This is a genomic window from Rhizobium sp. 768_B6_N1_8, assembly GCF_051811225.1.
GTDB lineage: Bacteria > Pseudomonadota > Alphaproteobacteria > Rhizobiales > Rhizobiaceae > Rhizobium.
Window position 1 is genome coordinate 1,376,540 of the sequence record NZ_JBPWPV010000002.1, and the last position, 18,104, is coordinate 1,394,643.

The following is an 18,104-nucleotide window of genomic DNA, read 5'->3' on the forward strand; positions in this document are numbered from 1 at the left end:
AAATGGTGACGGTGGTCGACGGTCCCGATGGCCGCATTATGCTGATCGTGACGCACGAGATGGCGTTTGCGCGCGACGTTTCCAATAAAGTTTCTTCACGAGGGTGTCATCGAAGAAGCCGGCGCGCCTGCCGAGCTTTTCACGCAGCCGAAATCCGAACGATTTCGGCAGTTTCTGTCAGGGCGAGGCGACGCCGTTTGACGTGCGCTTCAGATCCCGTTCGCAGCCTGATATTCAACGCTGACACGTCAATCCGACCACTTGTTTAGTGCTTGCAGGCAAGTGGCAGCAGGTTCATGCTTGTCTTCGCTTTTGAAGCCCGCCAGTAGCGGCTGATCAGCCGAACAAAGTGGGCTCTTCGTGAGACGCGTGCGATGGAATGCGCCGGCTGCGGTTTCGACATTCAAAGCGGTTTTGCTTTCTGTCCGCGATGCGGCGCAAAGCAGCCGCTCTTGTGTGCTGGCTGCGGCTACTCATGTCAGCCCGATTTCGCCTTCTGCCCCCGTTGCGGCGCGTCGCTTGCCAGCAAAATGCAGCCCGTCCTGAAGTCAAGTACCGAGGTGGCGGTACCGGAAAAATCAGACAGCGATGCCGATCGGCGGCCGGTGACCGTGCTCTTTGCCGATCTCTGCGGCTTCACCACTCTGAGCGAGCAGATCGACCCCGAAGTCATGCGGGCGCTGCAGAACGAATTGTTCGAAGAGATGACCCGGGCGGTTGAAACTTATGGAGGCTTCGTCGACAAGTTCGTCGGCGATGCGCTGCTGGCGTTGTTCGGCGCGCCTGTGGCGCATGAGGACGATCCGATCCGAGCGCTTAACGCGGCGCTCGACATGATCGATCGGGCCACCGAGGTCGGCACGCGCTGGCGTTCACGCGCCCGCGTACCGCTGCGGCTGCATATCGGCATCAATAGCGGACCTGTCGTCACCGGCGGTTTCGGTGCGGTTGGCGCAAAGTCCTATTCTGTCACCGGCGACACGGTGAATACGGCACAGCGCCTGCAGTCCATGGCCGGCGAAAACGACATCCTCGTCGGGCCGCTGACCTATCGCCTCACCCGTCATGCCTTTGCCTTCGATAGTCTCGGCGCACAGACACTGCGGGGCAAAAGTGGTAACGTCCATGTCCATCGACTGACAGGGCTCCTGGAAGCGCCGCATACCGCGCGGGGGCTCGAAAGTTTCGGCCTGCAAGCGCCGATGATCGGACGGGACGCGGAACTGTCGCGGTTGCTGACATGCCTCGATCTTGCCTGCGGCGGCACGGCACAGCTTGTTCGCTTGATCAGCGAAGCGGGCATCGGCAAATCACGCCTGGCGAATGAATTCGTGACAATCGCCGGCAATGCCGGCCGTTTCCCGGGCCTCGCCATTCGCAAAGCCACTTGCTCTCCCCTCGGCGAACAATCCTATGGTACGCTTGCCGCCGTGGTGCGGAGCGCCTACAGCGTCGGCGAGCGGGATGATCCCGACAGGACGCGGCAACTGCTGTCGACGGGGTTTCGCGCGTTGGATTTCACGCAGGAGGAAGTCGAGGGGCTTTTGCCGCTCTTCCTGCATGTCCTCGGCCTCGGTGACCCCGACGGCGCGTTGCGGCATATCGAGCCGGAGCAGTTGCGGCGGCAGATCTTCTATGCGGTCCGCACCGTCTTCGAGCGGCGGCTGGGACAGGGTCCGCTGCTGCTCGTTATCGAGGATCTGCATTGGGCGGACGCCGCCTCGCTGGAAGTGCTTCGCTTCATGATGGACCGGCTGGAGCGCAGCCGGCTGATGCTGCTTGCGATCTACCGGCCGACATCGCAGACCGACCCGCTGAATTCCGATCGTGTCAGCGTCACCGTGCAACGCCTTGGTCCGCTCATGGCAGCCGACGGGCAGAAGCTGCTTGCCGCGTTTTTCGGCGAGGCTCACGGAAAGCTGCCGGTCTCGATGCGAAAGCGCATCCTTGAGCGGGCCAGCGGAAATCCGCTTTTCATCGAGGAAATCCTTCGGGGACTGATCGACATGGGCACGTTGCATCATGACGGTCAGCACTGGCATGTTGCGGCCGAAGACACGGATGTCGATATCCCGGTCAATCTGCAAGCGCTGCTGCTTGCCCGCGTCGATCGTCTGCCGCAGGAGATAAGGCGGTCGGCGCAAGAGGCGGCGGTGGTGGGACCGAAGTTCGCTACCGCGCTCCTGCGCACCGTCGCCACCGATCCGGCCGGCATCGATGCTGCATTGGATTACCTCTGCGACGCCAATATCATCGAGGAACTGCGCGGCCCCGATGCCGCTGTATCGCCGGGCTATCGATTCAGCCAGACGCTGATGCATGACGTCATCTACCATAATCTCCTGCTGCAAAGACGCATGGAGCTTCATCGACGGATCGGCCAGTTTCTGGAACGCCAATATGGCGCCTCTCCCGACCGGCCCGAGCATCTGGCGCTGCTCGGCCACCACTTCAGCCTAACCACCGAAAGAGCCAAGGGAGCAGCCTATCTGATGGCGGCGGGCGATCTGGCGCGCAAGACCTACGCCAATGACGATGCGATGCGCCTTTACCGCCAGGCGCTTGCTGCCTTCGCAAACGAAGCGGAGGTGACGCCGGAGCAACCGGCACTCCTGGAGCGCCTTGCCGATCTCTGCGGCCCGGCCGGTCTGCGCGACGCTGCCTTGAACCATTACCAATGCGCGCTTGCGATCCATCGCTCCAAGGACGACCCTATCGCCGCAGCGAGGATACTGCGAAAGATCGGCCGCCTGCATCTCGATGCCGGGCGCCGCGATCAAGCGGAGACACATTGCGCCGAGGCTGAAGCACTGATCGCGGCGATCGATGCGCCGGTCGAACATGCGCATCTTCTACAGGAGCGCGGTCATCTGGCCTTCCGCATGGGGGATCAGGCCGCTGCCGCCGAGTGGGCCACGCAAGCCCTACAACGCCTGCAAACGCTACCGATCGACGGAACGACTGAGGCCGGACGGGAGGCAGCGCGCGCGATGGCGGAGGCGCTGAACACCAAGGGTGCCGCACTTGCGCGGCTCGGGCGGCGGCGCGATGCCGTGCAGGAAGTGGAACACAGTCTTTCCGTCGCCGAAAAGGCCGATCTGCAAAGTGCCGCCTGTCGCGCCTATTCCAATCTCGGTGTCCTCTACACCATCGTCGATCCGGGCAACGCCATCAGGATCTGCCGGCGCGGACTAGAGGTGGCGACCCGTATCGGCGATCTCGGCTTCCAGGCGCGCCTTCTCGCCAATCTCGCAGTCTCCTGCTGCACTTTCACCGATCGCTGCGCCGCCGAAGGCGTGCCGGCGGCGGAAAAGGCCGTCGAAATCGACCGGGCGCTCGATCAGCGCGATCATCTCTCCGTGCCGCTGATTGTGCTCGCCCAGATTCATCAGTGCCATGGGCAGCCGAAGCTAGCTCGTAAGTATTACGAGGAAGCCCTTGAGGTTGCGAAGGAAATTGACGAGCCGCAATTGCTCTTTCCGTGCTATGATGGTCTGGCGACACTCAGCCTCGAGCATGACGACATAGACGAGGCGGAACGGTATTTCACGCTGGCACAGGATGTATGCATCCGCCACAACCTCGATCCAGCCACGCTCGTCGTATTGCCGTTCCTCGACTGACTGTCCCCGTTGCAACGACTGCAGGAGATCGATGAGGAGAATCGTATCCAACGCATAAAGGGAGGAATGAAAGATGCAGGAGAACCACGTAGCAAAACCATTGCAGCCAGGAGATCGCGCGCCGAACGTGGTGCTGGATGCGATCACCCGCCAGGGCAAGATCTCTATTGACGATTTTCGCGGCCAGAAGCCGGTGCTCGTCGGGTTGTTCCGCGGACTGCATTGCCCCTTCTGTCGCCGGCAGATCGCCGCTATGGCCGAACTCACCGATGCCCTACAGGAGAAAGGCATCGATAGCCTGACCGTCGTCAACACGCCGATCGATCGCGCCCGCCTCTATTTCCGCTACCACCCGCTTCCCAATCTGCTGGCGGCTTCCGATCCGGAACGGGTATCGCACAAGGCCTTCGGCCTGCCGAACCTTCAGTTCACGGAAAACGAGAACGACTGGCCGCACAAAGTCAGCATGAGCACTGTGTCCTCGATGCAGATCGACATGCCGGGCGAGCTTCCGGCGCCCATGGGCGTGATGGAGGCGGTGGAATATCTCGACAAGGCGGATGGCTATGAATTCACCGAGGACGACACGCAGATGATCGCCACCGGCCACGGCCAACTTGTCGGCGAATTTCTGCTCGATCGAGATGGCGTCGTGCGTTGGTGTTTCACCGAAGTCGAGGATGGTGGCCGCCATATGTTCGGCGGCCCCGCCCCGCGGGAGGTGATGTCGGCAGCTTCGAACATGGCAGTCTGAGACGAATTGCTGGTGCGACAAGCGACGACAAGATTATGTCGTCGCTTGAAGGACTGATGGTGACCGATCTTCTGGTTACCGAGAACATGGATGGGGAAAACACAACCATTCATCGTGGCGGATCCCACACCCGCAGTCCTGACAGCCGCTACCACCCGTCGCGTAAAAAGCTGCCGCGCAAACCTCATCCCTGAGGCCCAGAGGATCCTTGTCCGCCGCCCACGCCAAAATCCCGTTCGTTTGGATAAAATCTCAATTAGTTTGGATGTCATCGCAGGGCTGAAACTGGAAACGCAGGTCGCGGGCACCTACCTAAGTTATTGGTCCTACGCAGTCGGCGTTTGAGAATACGATTCTGGAATTTCAATAAGCTTAGCTAGAATTACGATTTTTTTTGATCCAGAATTCCCTTCTTTTGGTGCGGACACGGCGAGGCAAGCCTGGGGCGAAATGACGATCACATTCGAAGTCTTCTCCGACCACTGGGCGCATCTCGGCGAGAGCCCGGTCTGGTCGGAGAATGAAAATTGCATCTGGTGGGTTGATACCGATGGCCGCAGGCTGCTTCGCACCGATTCGGCAACCGGCAAGACCTCGACATGGGACGCACCCGAAGCAGTCGGCTGCATCGCGTTGCGGACAGATGGAACGTTGCTCGCAGGCCTTGCGACCGGCATTTTCCTCTTTGATCAGCGGACAGGCCTGTTCAAGCGCGTCTGCGCGCCGGAAAGCCGCGCGGATGTCCGCTTCAACGATGGGACGCTCGACCCCGCCGGCCGGCTCTGGGCCGGCACGATGCAGCGGGAGATGGCAGCGCCAGCGGGAGCAATCTTCTGCATCGAGCCCGATTTTAGCCACCGCCGGGTCTTCGAAGATTTCTGGACACCGAATGGCCTGGCCTTCGATCCGATACGGCAGAGAATGTATTTTTCCGATTCCCATCCTTCGGTTCAGGCCGTCTGGGCCTGCGACTACGATCTTGCCACCGGCACGCCGTCCAACCGGCGGGTCTTTGCGACCACGCATGCCTTTGCTGGACGGCCCGATGGCGCATTCGTCGATGAGGACGGCGTCTACTGGATTGCCGGTGTCGGCGGCTCGCAGTTGCTGCGCTTTGCGCCATCGAGCGAGCCGCTTGAGCCGGTGGAGCTACCGGTAACCCACCCGACCAAGCTCGTGATGAACCGGACAATGCCGCGCACGGTCTTCGTCACCACGCGACGCATGGCCGATCCGGAGCAGAGCGACGCCTCCGGCCATCTGCTGCGCTGCCTGCTCCCTGAGGCTGTCCTTAGCGCTGGACGAAATCGGGATATTGTTCGCAGATGAGATCGATGATCGACAGCGTGCCGGACAGGTGCTTGCGCATGGCCGCGACCGCCCATTCAGGCTCGCCGGAGCGAACCGCTTCAATGATCGCATGATGATCGGCAAGCACCGTCTCCAACTTGCCGGGCATCGGCAGGTTGAGGCGGCGCAGCCTGTCGAGATGGATGCTCAGACGCCGCACCGTTGCCCAGAGGCCCAGAATGCCGCTGCGCTCAAAGAGCGTGCGATGGAAATCCCTGTCGAATGAATCGAACTGGTCAAACTGATCCGCCGAGGCCACCGCCTCCTGTTGCCGAAGCACCCGCTCCAATACCTGCGCCGTCTCGGCCGGGCTTTCGAGCGTCAGCCGGCGGACCGCCTCGAGTTCGATCGACAGCCTGAGGAAATGCGCCTGGGTGGCGTGGTCGATATCGATCTTGGCGACAACAGTCGCATATTGCGGATAGACCTCGACCAGTCCCTCCTCTTCAAGCCGTATCAGGGCGTCGCGCACCGGCGTCTGGCTGACATTGAACTCCCTCTGCAGCGCGATGCGGGACAGAACCGTTGTCGGCGTCAGATCCATGGAGAGAATGCGGGAACGAAGGATTTCAAGAATTTGCGGCGCGACCTGGCGCGTTCGGTCGAGGGCAAATTGCGTTCGGTTAACTTTCACGCCTGGCCATCCATCCTGTCGAAGCACTGCCGACCGTTTAAACATATTTTGTGGCTTGATGCACTGATACATTAGTGCTTTAGTTAAGCCAATGCAAAGCCGTTGCGCCAGAAACAGGACGGCATTTTCTTCAGTTCGAGACAGGACTTCAAAACGATGAAGGCCAGGAAGACACCTTCCAAGCTGCGCAGCGCCAGATGGTTCGCGCCCGATGACCTTAGAAGTTCAGGCCACCGTTCGCGCACCATGCAGATGGGCTACGCGCCGGAGGAATGGGCTGGCAAACCCGTCATCGCCATCCTCAACACCTGGTCAGATGCCAACCCCTGCCATGCGCATTTCAAGCATCGCGTCGAGGATGTGAAGCGCGGCATCTTCCAGGCCGGCGGCTTCCCCCTCGAACTGCCGGCACTGTCGCTGTCGGAAAGCTACGTCAAGCCGACGACCATGCTCTATCGCAACTTGCTCGCCATGGAGGCGGAAGAACTGCTGCGTTCACATCCGGTCGATGGCGCGGTGCTGATGGGCGGCTGCGACAAGACCACTCCCGGTCTTGTCATGGGTGCGCTCAGCATGGGCCTACCGATGATCTACCTGCCGGCTGGCCCGATGCTGCGCGGCAATTATCGCGGTGAATATCTGGGCTCCGGTTCGGATGCATGGAAATTCTGGGACGAGCGCCGTGCCGGCACGATTTCCGAAAACCGAATGGGTCGAGGTGGAGGCCGGCATCGCCCGCTCTTACGGCCACTGCATGACTATGGGCACGGCGAGCACGATGACGGCAATCGCCGAAGCGCTCGGGCTGACGCTGCCGGGTGCGAGTTCCATTCCGGCCGCCGATTCCAACCATATCCGCATGTCGTCGGCGGTCGGCCGGCGCATCGTCGAGATGGTCTTCGAAGACCTCGTGCCCGCTAAGATCGTTACACAGGCGGCAGTCGACAATGCCGTGACGGTCGCCATGGCGACAGGCTGTTCCACCAATGCCATCGTGCATCTGGTCGCGATGGCACGCCGTGCAGGCATACCGCTGACGCTTGACGATCTCGACCATGCAGGCCGTACAACGCCTGTGCTCGCCAATATCCGCCCGACCGGCAAGACCTATCTGATGGAGGATTTTTATTATGCCGGCGGCCTGAGGGCGCTGATGGCAAAGCTCTCCTCCAAGCTCGATCTCTCGACGATGACGGTCACCGGCGCAACACTCGGCGAAACGCTTGAGGGTGCCAGATGTTACAATGACGATGTCATCCGCTCTCTCGACAATCCGCTCTACCATGAGGGGTCGCTCGCGGTGCTGAAAGGCAATCTTGCACCGACCGGCGCCGTCATCAAACCCGCGGCCTGCGATCCGCGCTTCCACAAGCATGAGGGCCCCGCCCTCGTCTTCGACAGCTATCCGGATATGAAGAAGGCTGTCGACGACGAAACCCTCGACATTACCCCGGATCACGTCATGGTTCTGCGTGGCGCCGGCCCGCAGGGCGGCCCCGGCATGCCGGAATGGGGAATGCTGCCAATGCCGAAGGCGCTGCTGAAGAAGGGCTATCGCGACATGCTGCGCCTCTCGGATGCACGCATGAGCGGCACGAGCTACGGCGCATGCATATTGCATATTTCACCGGAATCGCATGTCGGCGGCCCGCTCGCTTTGTTGAAAACCGGCGATATCGTTCGCCTCGATCTTGAAGCCCGCCGTATCGACATGCTTGTCGACGATGAGGAACTGGCGCGTCGTCGCGCCGCCTGGGTCAAACCGGCGGAAAAGTTCGGCCGCGGCTATGGCTGGATGTTTGCCCGCCACATCGCCCAGGCCGATACGGGCTGCGATTTCGATTTTCTGGAAACCGGCTTTGGCCCCACCCCCGACGAGCCGGATATCTATTGATTTCAGGAGGACAAGATATGACCACCACTTTGAGCCAGCAGACGCGTGAGAAGCTGAAGGGCGTTTCGACTGCGACCCTTTGTACCGCTCTTTTCAAACGCGGCCTGCGTAACCAGTTCATCCAGGACGTGCGCCCGCTCTCACCGAAGAAGACCAACATGGTCGGTCAGGCTTTCACGCTGCGCTATATCCCGGCGCGCGAAGACCTGAACACGCTTGATGTCTTCCGCAATCCGGAACATCCCCAGCGCGCCGCCGTCGAGCGCTGCCCGCCGGGCGCCGTATTGATCATGGATAGCCGGCGGGATGCGCGTGCTGCCTCCGCCGGCTCGATCCTCGTCTCGCGCCTGCAGGTGCGCGGTGTTGCCGGCGTCGTGACCGACAGTGGTTTCCGCGACAGCCCCGAAATCGCCGGTCTCGATATTCCTGCCTATCATCACCGGCCTTCGGCGCCGACCAACCTGACCCTGCATCAGGCGATCGAGATCAATGTCCCGATCGGCTGCGGCGATGTTCCTGTCTTCCCCGGCGACGTCGTGGTCGGCGACAATGAGGGCGTCGTGGTCATCCCCCTGTATCTTGCCGAGGAAATCGCCGACGAGGCCGTCGAGATGACGGCCTACGAGGATTTCGTTACCGAGGAGGTGCTCGGTGGCGCGACCATCATCGGGCTCTACCCGGCGACCAGCGAAGCACCGCGCGAAAAGTTTGCGCAATGGCGCAAGAACAATAACCGATAGGCGCGGAAAGGGGCAGGGTTGCCCTTTTTCATTTCTTGACGGCGCCTGTCATCCACGCCCGACAAAGGGCATCCTGGTCGCCATCACAGTCATCGTCAGCACGTTGGCGCTGAGCGGCAGGCCGGCCATATAGACGACCGCATCGGCAATATGGGCAGGATCGATGGTCGCCTCCGCGGCAGTCGTACCATTGGCCTGAAGAACGCCGGTGGCGATCCTTTTTGTCATGTCGCTTGCCGCATTGCCGATATCGATCTGGCCGCAGGCGATGTCGAATTCACGCCCATCGAGCGCAGTCGATTTCGTCAGGCCGGTGATCGCGTGTTTGGTCGCCGTATAGGGCGCGGAATTGGGACGTGGCGTCGTTGCCGAAACCGAGCCGTTGTTGATGATGCGGCCGCCGCGTGGCGTCTGGCTCTTCATCAACCGGAACGCCTGCTGCGTGCAGAGGAAGGCGCCTGTCAGATTGGCCGAGACGATGGCGCTCCAGTCTTCGAAAGACACATCCTCCAGCGGCATGCCCGGCACCGAGACACCGGCATTGTTGACCAGCAGATCAAGGCGACCATGCTGATTTGCGATCGCATCGAACAATGCTCTGACCGAGACCGGATCGCCGACATCGGCACGGATTGCGGCAAATTCCGCACCTGTCTCGCTGCCGAGTTCGGCGGCGGCTTTTTGGAGAATCTCGGCACGCCGTCCCGAGATCACGACCCTGTAGCCGGCAGCCGCGAGCCCCTTTGCGATCGCGCGACCGATGCCCGTGCCGCCACCGGTCACCAGGGCAATCTTCGATTGCGTGCCGGTACTTTCGCTCATGCAATCCTCCCGCCGAGTTCATCCTCGATATGCACCTGCAGGATCTCGTCAAAACTCGCCTCCGCCTTGAAGCCGAGCGCGGATGCCCTCTGCGCGTCGAACTGCGTCGGCCAACCGGCCACGATGCGTTCGATCACCGGATCGGTCTCGCGCTTGATCAGCGCAACAGCCCTGTCGCCCGCAATCCGGCGCAACGCTTCGATCTCTTCCGAAACCAGGGCCGAGAGACCCGGCATGGTCAGGTTGCGCCGCGACCCCACCTTTGCCGTGTCGATCCTCGCCGCGTGAACGAAGAAACCGACTGCCGCTCGTGGGCTCGCGAACCAGTGCCGGACGCTATCGCTGACCGGCAGCACCGCTGGCTTGCCGGCGAGCGGCTCACGCAGAATATTGGAGAAGAAGCCGGAGGCCGCCTTGTTCGGTGCACCCGGCCGCACGCAGATCGTCGGCAGGCGAATGCCGATGCCATCGAAAATGCCGCGGCGCGAATAATCGGCAAGCAGCAGCTCGGCAATTGCCTTCTGGGTGCCGTAGCTCGTGAGCGGCGTGGAAAAGAACTCATCCGGAATGACATCTGGGAAAGGCGTGCCGAACACGGCGATGGACGAGGCGAAGACCACGCGCGGTACATAGGCGGACTTCAGGCCCTGATGGCGGATCGCCTCGAACAGTGCGCGCACGCCATCGAGATTGACGGCATAGCCTTTATCGAAATCGGCCTCCGCCTCACCGGAAACGATCGCCGCCAGATGAAAAATCAAATCGGGCCGGGCCTCGATCAGCTTGTCGGCGACGCCTGTCCGGGCGAGGTCGATCGTCAGGGTGCTCGACACGGACCGAAGAGCCTCAGGCACCGGCGGCTGAACTGCATCGACCAGCGTCAGTCGGCTGATCGCGGCGCCAAGCACCCCAGGCTCGCGGGCAATTTTTTCGACCAGCTTGCGGCCGATCATGCCTGCCGCACCTAAAATCATCACATGCATATTGGTTTACCTCCCAGCGCTGCCGGCGTCATTTTTTCGAGACGATCTCGATGTTTGATCGGAATCCGTTCTCCCCAGTCGGATTCCGCGCACGTCACGCGAGGCGCAACGCCATCTACTCCTTCAAGTTTTCCACTGCCTTCGACCGATACTCCGGAACGTTAGCGATCAGATGAAACCAAACAAAACTGCAACTTGCAGGTAAACTTACCTCGCATGATCTGCGGATGGTAGCAATCGAACATAAGTCTCATGCGCATTTTGCCCAGGGCCGCCGTCAACCCATAACCGTCATGCCCGGCAGGACGACACCGCTCTTTTCAGCGAGGATCTTTGCCACCGCGGCATCATCTTCGAGGCCGAGACCAGCATCGGACGCTTGCCGGAAGAGATCGAGCGCGGTCGCCGCGAGCGGTGTGACTGCACCTGCCCGATCTGCTTCAGAGGCGACGATGCCGAGATCCTTGACGAAGATGTCGACTGCCGAGCGCGGTGCATAGTCACCCGAGACGATATGCTCGCCCCGGTTCTCGAACATCCAGGAGGAGCCGGCCGAAACCCGCAGCACATCGTAGAGCGTCTTCAGGTCGATGCCCGTCTTGGCTGCAAACGTCATCGCCTCGGCGGTCACCGCGATATGCACCCCGGCAAGGAGCTGGTTGATCATCTTCACTTGCGAGCCGGGACCAGGCCTGTCCCCGAGCCGGAACACCTTGCCGGAGACCGCATCGAGCGCCTGTTTGGCACGCGCGAAAGCTTCTGGCGAACCAGAACCCATGACGACCATCTCTCCGGAAAGTGCCTTGGCGTGACCGCCGGAAACCGGCGCGTCGACGACAAGCATGCCGGCGGTTTCGAGCCGGTCGGCAATCGCGACCGTGGCGCTTGGCGCCATGGTGGTACAAAGCAGGAAGACGGTACCGGCACGAGCCGTCTCCAGCGCGCCGCCAGGCCCGAACAACACGTCCTCGGTCTGGCTGCTGTTGACGACAAACACGAAAACCGCGGCGGCTGTACTGGCAGCTTCAGACGGGCTTTTACACGATTTGCCGCCGGCCTGTGAAAAGCGCTGAAGAACATCCTGACGGACATCGCATCCGCTGACGACAAATCCTGCCCGCAAGAGGGACAGGGCAGCACCCCATCCCATCGAACCGAGGCCGATGACTGCAGCCTTGCCGGCGTCCTGCAAAGTTGTCTCCATAATACCAATCCGTCGATTGATCATGTGTTACCGATACCGGTATCGATACCAAGCGCTAGAATCGCTACAAATGTCAAGCGCTGCCAGTTCCACTTCAACCTCAACAAGCTTATGAATACTGGCGCGGCAGACGCCCTGCTATCGGGAGATCCCTTGCATACTCACAAATCCACTCTGGAAGAGGTCGCTGCGGCAGCCGGCGTCAGCAAGATGACTGCATCGCGAGCCCTACGCGGCGCGCCCGACGTCTCGATAAAAACGCGGGACAAAGTGCTGCAAGCGGCCGAGCGGCTGAATTATCTCGGCAATCGCCTGGCTCTGTCGCTGTCGTCGCAGCGAACCGACCTTGTCGCCGTCGTGGTTCCAAGCATGTCCAACATCGTCTTTCCCGAAGTCCTTGCCGGCATCTCGACCGGCCTGGAAGGGTCGGGCATGCAGGCCGTGTTCGGCATTTCCGATTACGATGTGACCAAGGAGCGCAACGTTATTAGAGACATGCTCTCCTGGCGGCCTTCTGCCATCATCGTTACGGGTCTGGACCAGCCGGATGAGACCGTGAGGATGTTGAAGAACGCGGCTATCCCCGTCATTCAAATCATGGACCTCGATGGCACGCCGATCGATTTTAACGTTGGGCTCTCGCACTGCAAGGCGGGCGAGGAGATGGCAAGGGCACTGATTGCCGCCGGCCGGAAGCGTTTCGGCTATATCGGCAGTGCACTGGACCGGGACTTGCGCGCCGGCAAACGCAAGGCCGGCTTCGAGCGCGTCTTGCATGAGAACCGTCTCGCCTTCATCGGGCAAAGGCTCGGCGACACCCTTTCCTCCGTCAGCCTCGGCAAATATCTGACGCACCAGTTGCTGAGTTCCGAGCCGAGCCTCGACTGCATCTATTACTCCAACGACGACATGGCAGCCGGAGGCGCATTCGCCAGCCTGGAGGCTTCTCGCACCGACGACATTCTGATGGCAGGCTTTAACGGACTGGAACTGGCGGCCGCGCTTCCCGTGAGGATCGCCACATCCAGATCACCCCGCCATATGATCGGCGAAGTCGCAGCGCGTCTGGCACGCGGCTCCATGGCGCCGGACGCCCCATCGGTCAGCAAGATCACCGCCTTCGTCCCCGAGATTACGGGGATTGTATAGCTTGCGTCGCCGCTCGAGCCGGCAACCAGATGGCTGCGGAGGAAAAGCGCCTATCATTTTAAACGAATACTGAGATTTAAATCAAAGAAATCGATCTATATCGCCTCTGGCAACTTGCTGTATCAGCATTGTCGATATAAAGCCGTGTGTGACGCAGCATGGAGCAATCATGGAACGCTCGTTTTTGACGATTGATGCCGGAGTCAATGACACCGTTATCAAAGCTCTCTCTGCGCCGGGACGCCTACAACTCCTCAAACTTTTGTGCTCAAAGGGTCCCATGAACGTCAACGACATGGCCCGAGCTCTGTCGCTGCCGCAGTCAACCGTCGCAACCGGAATTCAAATTCTGGAGGACGTGGGATTAGTCGAATCTCGCCTCGCCAAAGGGCGGAAGGGCAATCAGAAAATCTGCTCCGCAGTTTATGATGAAATCCTCATCAGCTTTGAGGACAAGTCCGTCAACAAGGCAGACGACGTCATCGAAGTTGAGATGCCGGTTGGGCTCTATACGAGTTGCGATATCCACGCCCCTTGTGGCCTTTGCTCAAGCGACAGTGTCATCGGCCTGCTCGACGTCCCTGACTATTTCCTTGATCCACAGCGTATGCAGGCCGGTCTCGTGTGGTTCGGAAGGGGCTTTGTCGAATACAAGTTCCCGAACAATGCCAAGGTTTTGAACAAGGACGTGCGCGCCATCGAGTTTTCGATGGAACTGTCTTCGGAAGTACCGGGAACCAATCCCGACTGGCCCTCCGACATCACGCTTTGGGTCAACGGAATGCCGGTTGGCACCTGGACTTCCCCAGGCGATTATGGTGACAAGCGAGGCGCCTATACGCCTGACTGGTGGAAGCTTAAAGGCTCCCAATACGGCAACCTGAAAACCTGGCGCATCTCCACACGAGGCACATTCATCGACGGCGTCTCAACCTCCAACGTCACGGTTGGAGACCTCGCCCTCGCGCAGCATTCCTCGATCCGTCTGCGCGTCGGCATTGCCGAGAATGCCAGCCATACCGGCGGCGTGAATATATTCGGCCGTGGATTTGGGAATCATGGCCGCGACATCGTTATGCGCCTCTACATTTAACGAACAATATCGGAAATCCTGATTTCAATAATGCGATATTTTTTCTGCCAAAAGACGAAAATTCCGATCTAAATCATTGTGAAATAATAATTATCTCTGATGCCCGAGCGGCGCATAGCGCGCGCGCTGTTCAATTGACTCCCTTCCATCAAGCCATCAAGATAGCTGTATAAGAACGAAGAAATCGATATTTAAGGGAGGGTTCGTTGAAGGCGAATGTTATCGTTCATCGCGATTTTCGGGTCGCGAACATTGACCCCAGACTTTACAGTTCGTTTCTCGAGCACCTCGGGAGAGCCGTTTACGGCGGCATATACGAGCCGGGGCATCCAACAGCCGATGCGGACGGCTTCCGGCGAGACGTTATCGATCTCGTGCAGCAACTCGATACGCCCTATTGCCGTTACCCCGGCGGCAATTTCGTTTCCGCCTACGATTGGCAAGATGGCATCGGCCCGCGTTCGGAGCGCCCTGTCCGTCTTGACCTTGCCTGGCGCACCCGTGAAAGCAACCAGATCGGTGTCAACGAATTCGTCGACTGGTGCAAGAAGGCGAAGACCGAGCCGATGCTCGCCGTCAATCTCGGCTCACGCGGGCTCGATTCGGCCCGCAATTTCCTCGAATATTGCAACCATCCCAGCGGCACCTACTGGTCGGACCTGCGTCGCAAGCATGGTTGGGAAGCGCCCCACAATGTCAAATTATGGTGCCTCGGCAACGAAATGGATGGCCCCTGGCAGGTCGGACACAAGTCGGCGCACGAATATGGCCGGCTCGCCGACGAAACGGCAAAGGCCATGCGCAATTTCGATAAATCGCTGGAACTCGTGGTCTGCGGTTCGTCACATTCCGATATGAAGACCTATCCGGACTGGGAAGCGCAGGTCCTCGACGAGTGCTATGACAGCGCCGACTATATTTCGCTGCATATGTATTTCGCAAACCGCGAGAAAAATACGCTCAATTACCTTGCCCGCACGACCAAACTTGATCGTTACATCACCACCATTGGCGGCGTGATCGACTATATCAAGGCGAAGAAGCGGTCGAAGAAGACGATCGGTATTTCCTTTGATGAATGGAATGTCTGGTATCATTCCAACCAGCAGGACAAGGATATCCTCGCGAAGAACGAATGGCCCGATGCCCCTCACCTTCTCGAAGACGTCTATAATTTCGAGGACGTGCTGCAGGTCGGCGGTATTCTCAATACCTTCATTCGCCGTTCGGATCGCGTGCGCATTGCCTGCATTGCCCAGCTCGTCAACGTCATCGCTCCGATCATGACCGAGAATGGCGGTCCGGCCTGGCGTCAGACGATCTACTACCCCTTCTATTTCGCATCAAAGTATGGCCGCGGATCGGCCCTGCAGCTCATCACCGACGCGCCGACCTATGACTGCGACGAAGCAGACGACGTCCCCTATCTCGACGCATCAGCGGTCCTTTCCGATGACAGCCAGACGCTGACCTTCTTTGTCGTCAACCGTCATCCGCAAAACGCGCTTGACCTCGACGCCCGGTTGGACGGCTTTGCCAATGCCCGCGTGCTGGAACAGGTGGAGATGACGCATCCGGACCTGCAGGCCGTCAACACGGCGCGGCAGCCGGAGACAGTCGCCCCCGTCAAAGTCGAGAACGCGAAAATCGAGGATGGCAGATTGCGCGCAACGTTAAAGCCCCAGTCCTACAGCGTCATCCGGCTGTCGGTCTGACACCTTTCCGGCCATCACACTCGTGCTGGCCTGGAGAATATCCGCTCGCTGCGAGGAGGCAGCCGAGCCGGAGGAATGGTTCGCAGAAGCATCGGACCTGACAAGCGCAAGTCCCAATGCTGCTACGAACCCAAAACCGCGACGTCCCATGCGTCCATTGCGGCCGCGCGCTCGTCGCATTCAAAGGGAGGAGATTATGCAGCATTGGAAGAAGCTTGCATTCGGCGTCGCCTTAGCGACGCTCGGCCTGATGGCCGCGGCTAAGGCTGATGACTATAAATCCTTGCCTCGCAAGGACACCCTCATCGTCGAAAATCCGGAAGGCACGATCAAGAATCCCGGCTGGTTCAATATTTGGGTCAACGGCGGCGGCGGCGTTTCAACCGGGCTGCAACAGTTGACCATGGACACGCTCTGGTACATCGATCCGGAAAAAGGTCTCGGCGGCTCGACCTGGGACAATTCCCTTGCCGCCGACAAACCGCAATACAATGCCGACTTTACCGAGATGACGGTAAAGCTGCGCAAGGGGCTCTATTGGAGCGACGGCGTGGAATTCACCGCCGACGACCTTGTCTATACGGTCAAGACACAGATGGACCATCCCAGCATGGTCTGGGGTGCTGCCTTTTCCGTGCAGGTGGCGAGCGTTGAAGCGACCGATCCCTATACGGTCGTCTTCAAGCTGAAAAAGCCCAATTCCCGTTTCCATGCGATCTTCACCGTGCGCTGGAACGGTGCCTGGATCATGCCCAAGCACGTCTTCGAGAAGGTGGCCGATCCGCTTCGCTATGATTTCGCCAATCCGGTCTCACTCGGCGCCTATAAGCTCAAGGCCTACGATCCTCAGGGCCAATGGTATACCTGGGAGAAACGTGACGACTGGCAGCGAACATCGCTCGCGCGCTTCGGCGAGCCGGGCCCGAAATACGTGACCTATGTCGATCCCGGCCCGCCGGACAAACGCACCATCGCGCAGCTCGAGCATAATCTCGATATCATTCACGACAACACGCCCGAGGGCATGTTCACCCTCAAGGAGAAGTCAAAGTCGGTCGAGACCTGGTTCCCGGGCTTTCCTTTTGCCCATCCGGATCCGACGCTTCCGGCAGTGATCTTCAACAACCAGGATCCGGCCTTTGCCAATCCCGATGTCCGCTGGGCGCTTGCCCTTTTGATCGACATCAAGGCCGTAGACATGGCGAGCTACCGCGGCGCTGCCACGCTGTCGGCGCTCGGCGTACCGCCCACGGCGGCCACCATGAAAGACTACCAGGCGCCGATGCAGGATTGGCTGAAGAATTTCGAGATTGATACCGGCAAACGAAAGATCAAACCCTATGATCCAACAATCGGACAACAGGTTGCCGATATCCTGCGCAAGCAGCCGAAGTTCAAGGACCAGATCCCGACCGATCCGGAAGCGATCAGCACGGCATTCGGCTACGGCTGGTGGAAACCGGATCCGCAGGCAGCAGCCGAACTTCTGGAAAAGGCAGGCTTCAAGAAAACCGGCGGCAAATGGATGACCCCGGACGGCCAGCCGTTCAAGATCCGGATGACGGTTGAGGGCGACACGCGCTCCGTCTTCACCCGGGCAGGCACCCTGATCGCACAGCAATGGGCCTCTTTCGGCATCGACGCCAAAGCCGTGCCCGCCACGAAACTGTGGCAGGTTGCACTGCAGCCCGGCGATTTCCAAGTGGCGATTGCCTGGAGCGTCGAGACCTGGGGCGGCGATCCCGACCTGTCGTTCTTCCTCGACAGCTGGCACTCGCAATTCGTGGCAAAGAAAGGTGACAATCAGCCGCCACGCAACTGGCAGCGTTGGAGCAATCCGGAGCTCGACAAGATCATCGAGAGCATCCGCGGCATCAGCGCCGACGATCCGAAGGGCATCGAACTCGGCAACGATTATCTGAAGCTGGTCGCCCGTGAAATGCCGACGATCCCGCTGATGTCCTATAACGTCTTCACCTCGATGGATACGACGTATTGGACCGGTTATCCGACGATATCAGACCCCTATACCGACCCGGTTCCGAACTGGGCGAATTCCAGGCTCATGATGGTCAAATTGAAGCCGGCACAACCGAAATAATCCTCCCAACGCCGGCGCGATCATGTCGCGCCGGCCCCCTAT

The 18,104-nt window shown here is 59.9% G+C and carries 13 protein-coding genes and 2 pseudogenes; 11 read left to right on the forward strand and 4 right to left on the reverse strand.

Annotated elements, in window-relative coordinates:
• Positions 1-26 precede the first annotated feature (26 nt).
• From AB8B33_RS30590 to AB8B33_RS30610, 5 genes and pseudogenes are all read left to right on the forward strand, one after another.
• Positions 27-201 (forward strand): annotated as a pseudogene (locus AB8B33_RS30590) (histidine/lysine/arginine/ornithine ABC transporter ATP-binding protein); the annotation flags it as partial.
• Positions 202-374: 173 nt separating this feature from the next.
• Positions 375-3,623, forward strand: a complete 3,249-nt coding sequence (locus AB8B33_RS30595) for an adenylate/guanylate cyclase domain-containing protein (RefSeq protein ID WP_439018245.1) — start codon at positions 375-377, stop codon at positions 3,621-3,623.
• 73 nt (positions 3,624-3,696) lie between these two features.
• Positions 3,697-4,377, forward strand: coding sequence for a peroxiredoxin-like family protein (locus AB8B33_RS30600; RefSeq protein ID WP_439018246.1), 681 nt, complete (start codon positions 3,697-3,699; stop codon positions 4,375-4,377).
• Between the two features lie 35 nt (positions 4,378-4,412).
• A complete protein-coding gene (locus AB8B33_RS30605; RefSeq protein ID WP_162748179.1) occupies positions 4,413-4,571 on the forward strand; it encodes a hypothetical protein in 159 nt (52 codons plus the stop codon).
• Positions 4,572-4,827: 256 nt separating this feature from the next.
• Positions 4,828-5,706, forward strand: coding sequence for an SMP-30/gluconolactonase/LRE family protein (locus tag AB8B33_RS30610; protein ID WP_439018247.1), 879 nt, complete (start codon positions 4,828-4,830; stop codon positions 5,704-5,706).
• On the opposite strand, the gene AB8B33_RS30615 is transcribed toward AB8B33_RS30610, so the two are convergent.
• A complete protein-coding gene (locus AB8B33_RS30615) occupies positions 5,669-6,361 on the reverse strand; it encodes a GntR family transcriptional regulator (RefSeq protein ID WP_439018248.1) in 693 nt (230 codons plus the stop codon). The two genes, AB8B33_RS30610 and AB8B33_RS30615, sit on opposite strands and share 38 nt — an antisense overlap.
• Before the next feature lie 156 nt (positions 6,362-6,517).
• Between AB8B33_RS30615 and araD the strand changes: the two are divergent.
• Both araD and AB8B33_RS30625 read left to right on the forward strand, forming a co-directional pair.
• A pseudogene (gene araD / locus AB8B33_RS30620) lies at positions 6,518-8,255 on the forward strand (L-arabinonate dehydratase).
• A gap of 17 nt (positions 8,256-8,272) precedes the next feature.
• Complete coding sequence (locus AB8B33_RS30625) at positions 8,273-8,995, forward strand: ribonuclease activity regulator RraA (protein ID WP_439018249.1); 723 nt, start codon at positions 8,273-8,275, stop codon at positions 8,993-8,995.
• Between the two features lie 48 nt (positions 8,996-9,043).
• On the opposite strand, the gene AB8B33_RS30630 is transcribed toward AB8B33_RS30625, so the two are convergent.
• The 3 genes from AB8B33_RS30630 to ltnD all read right to left on the reverse strand — a co-directional run bounded on the left by AB8B33_RS30630 (position 9,044) and on the right by ltnD (position 12,004).
• A complete protein-coding gene (locus AB8B33_RS30630) occupies positions 9,044-9,817 on the reverse strand; it encodes an SDR family oxidoreductase (RefSeq protein ID WP_439018250.1) in 774 nt (257 codons plus the stop codon).
• A complete protein-coding gene (gene denD, locus AB8B33_RS30635) occupies positions 9,814-10,800 on the reverse strand; it encodes a D-erythronate dehydrogenase (RefSeq protein WP_439018251.1) in 987 nt (328 codons plus the stop codon). The genes AB8B33_RS30630 and denD overlap by 4 nt, the downstream gene beginning before the upstream one ends.
• Positions 10,801-11,077: 277 nt before the next feature.
• Positions 11,078-12,004 carry an L-threonate dehydrogenase gene (gene ltnD, locus AB8B33_RS30640; RefSeq protein WP_439018252.1) on the reverse strand — a complete coding sequence of 309 codons (927 nt, stop codon included), beginning with the start codon at positions 12,002-12,004 and terminating at the stop codon, positions 11,078-11,080.
• Positions 12,005-12,214: 210 nt separating this feature from the next.
• Here ltnD and AB8B33_RS30645 point away from each other — a divergent pair, with 210 nt between their 5' ends.
• The 4 genes from AB8B33_RS30645 (at position 12,215) to AB8B33_RS30660 (ending at position 18,062) form a co-directional block, all read left to right on the forward strand.
• Positions 12,215-13,153: a LacI family DNA-binding transcriptional regulator gene (locus tag AB8B33_RS30645; RefSeq protein WP_439018892.1), complete on the forward strand. Its 939-nt coding sequence runs from the start codon at positions 12,215-12,217 to the stop codon at positions 13,151-13,153.
• A gap of 169 nt (positions 13,154-13,322) precedes the next feature.
• Positions 13,323-14,246 carry an ArsR family transcriptional regulator gene (locus AB8B33_RS30650; RefSeq protein WP_113324828.1) on the forward strand — a complete coding sequence of 308 codons (924 nt, stop codon included), beginning with the start codon at positions 13,323-13,325 and terminating at the stop codon, positions 14,244-14,246.
• Positions 14,247-14,452: 206 nt separating this feature from the next.
• Entirely contained in the window at positions 14,453-15,961 is a 1,509-nt protein-coding gene (gene arfA / locus AB8B33_RS30655; protein ID WP_439018253.1) for an arabinosylfuranosidase ArfA, read from the forward strand.
• A 196-nt stretch (positions 15,962-16,157) separates the two neighbouring features.
• Positions 16,158-18,062, forward strand: a complete 1,905-nt coding sequence (locus AB8B33_RS30660; RefSeq protein WP_113324827.1) for an ABC transporter substrate-binding protein — start codon at positions 16,158-16,160, stop codon at positions 18,060-18,062.
• Positions 18,063-18,104: the final 42 nt, after the last annotated feature.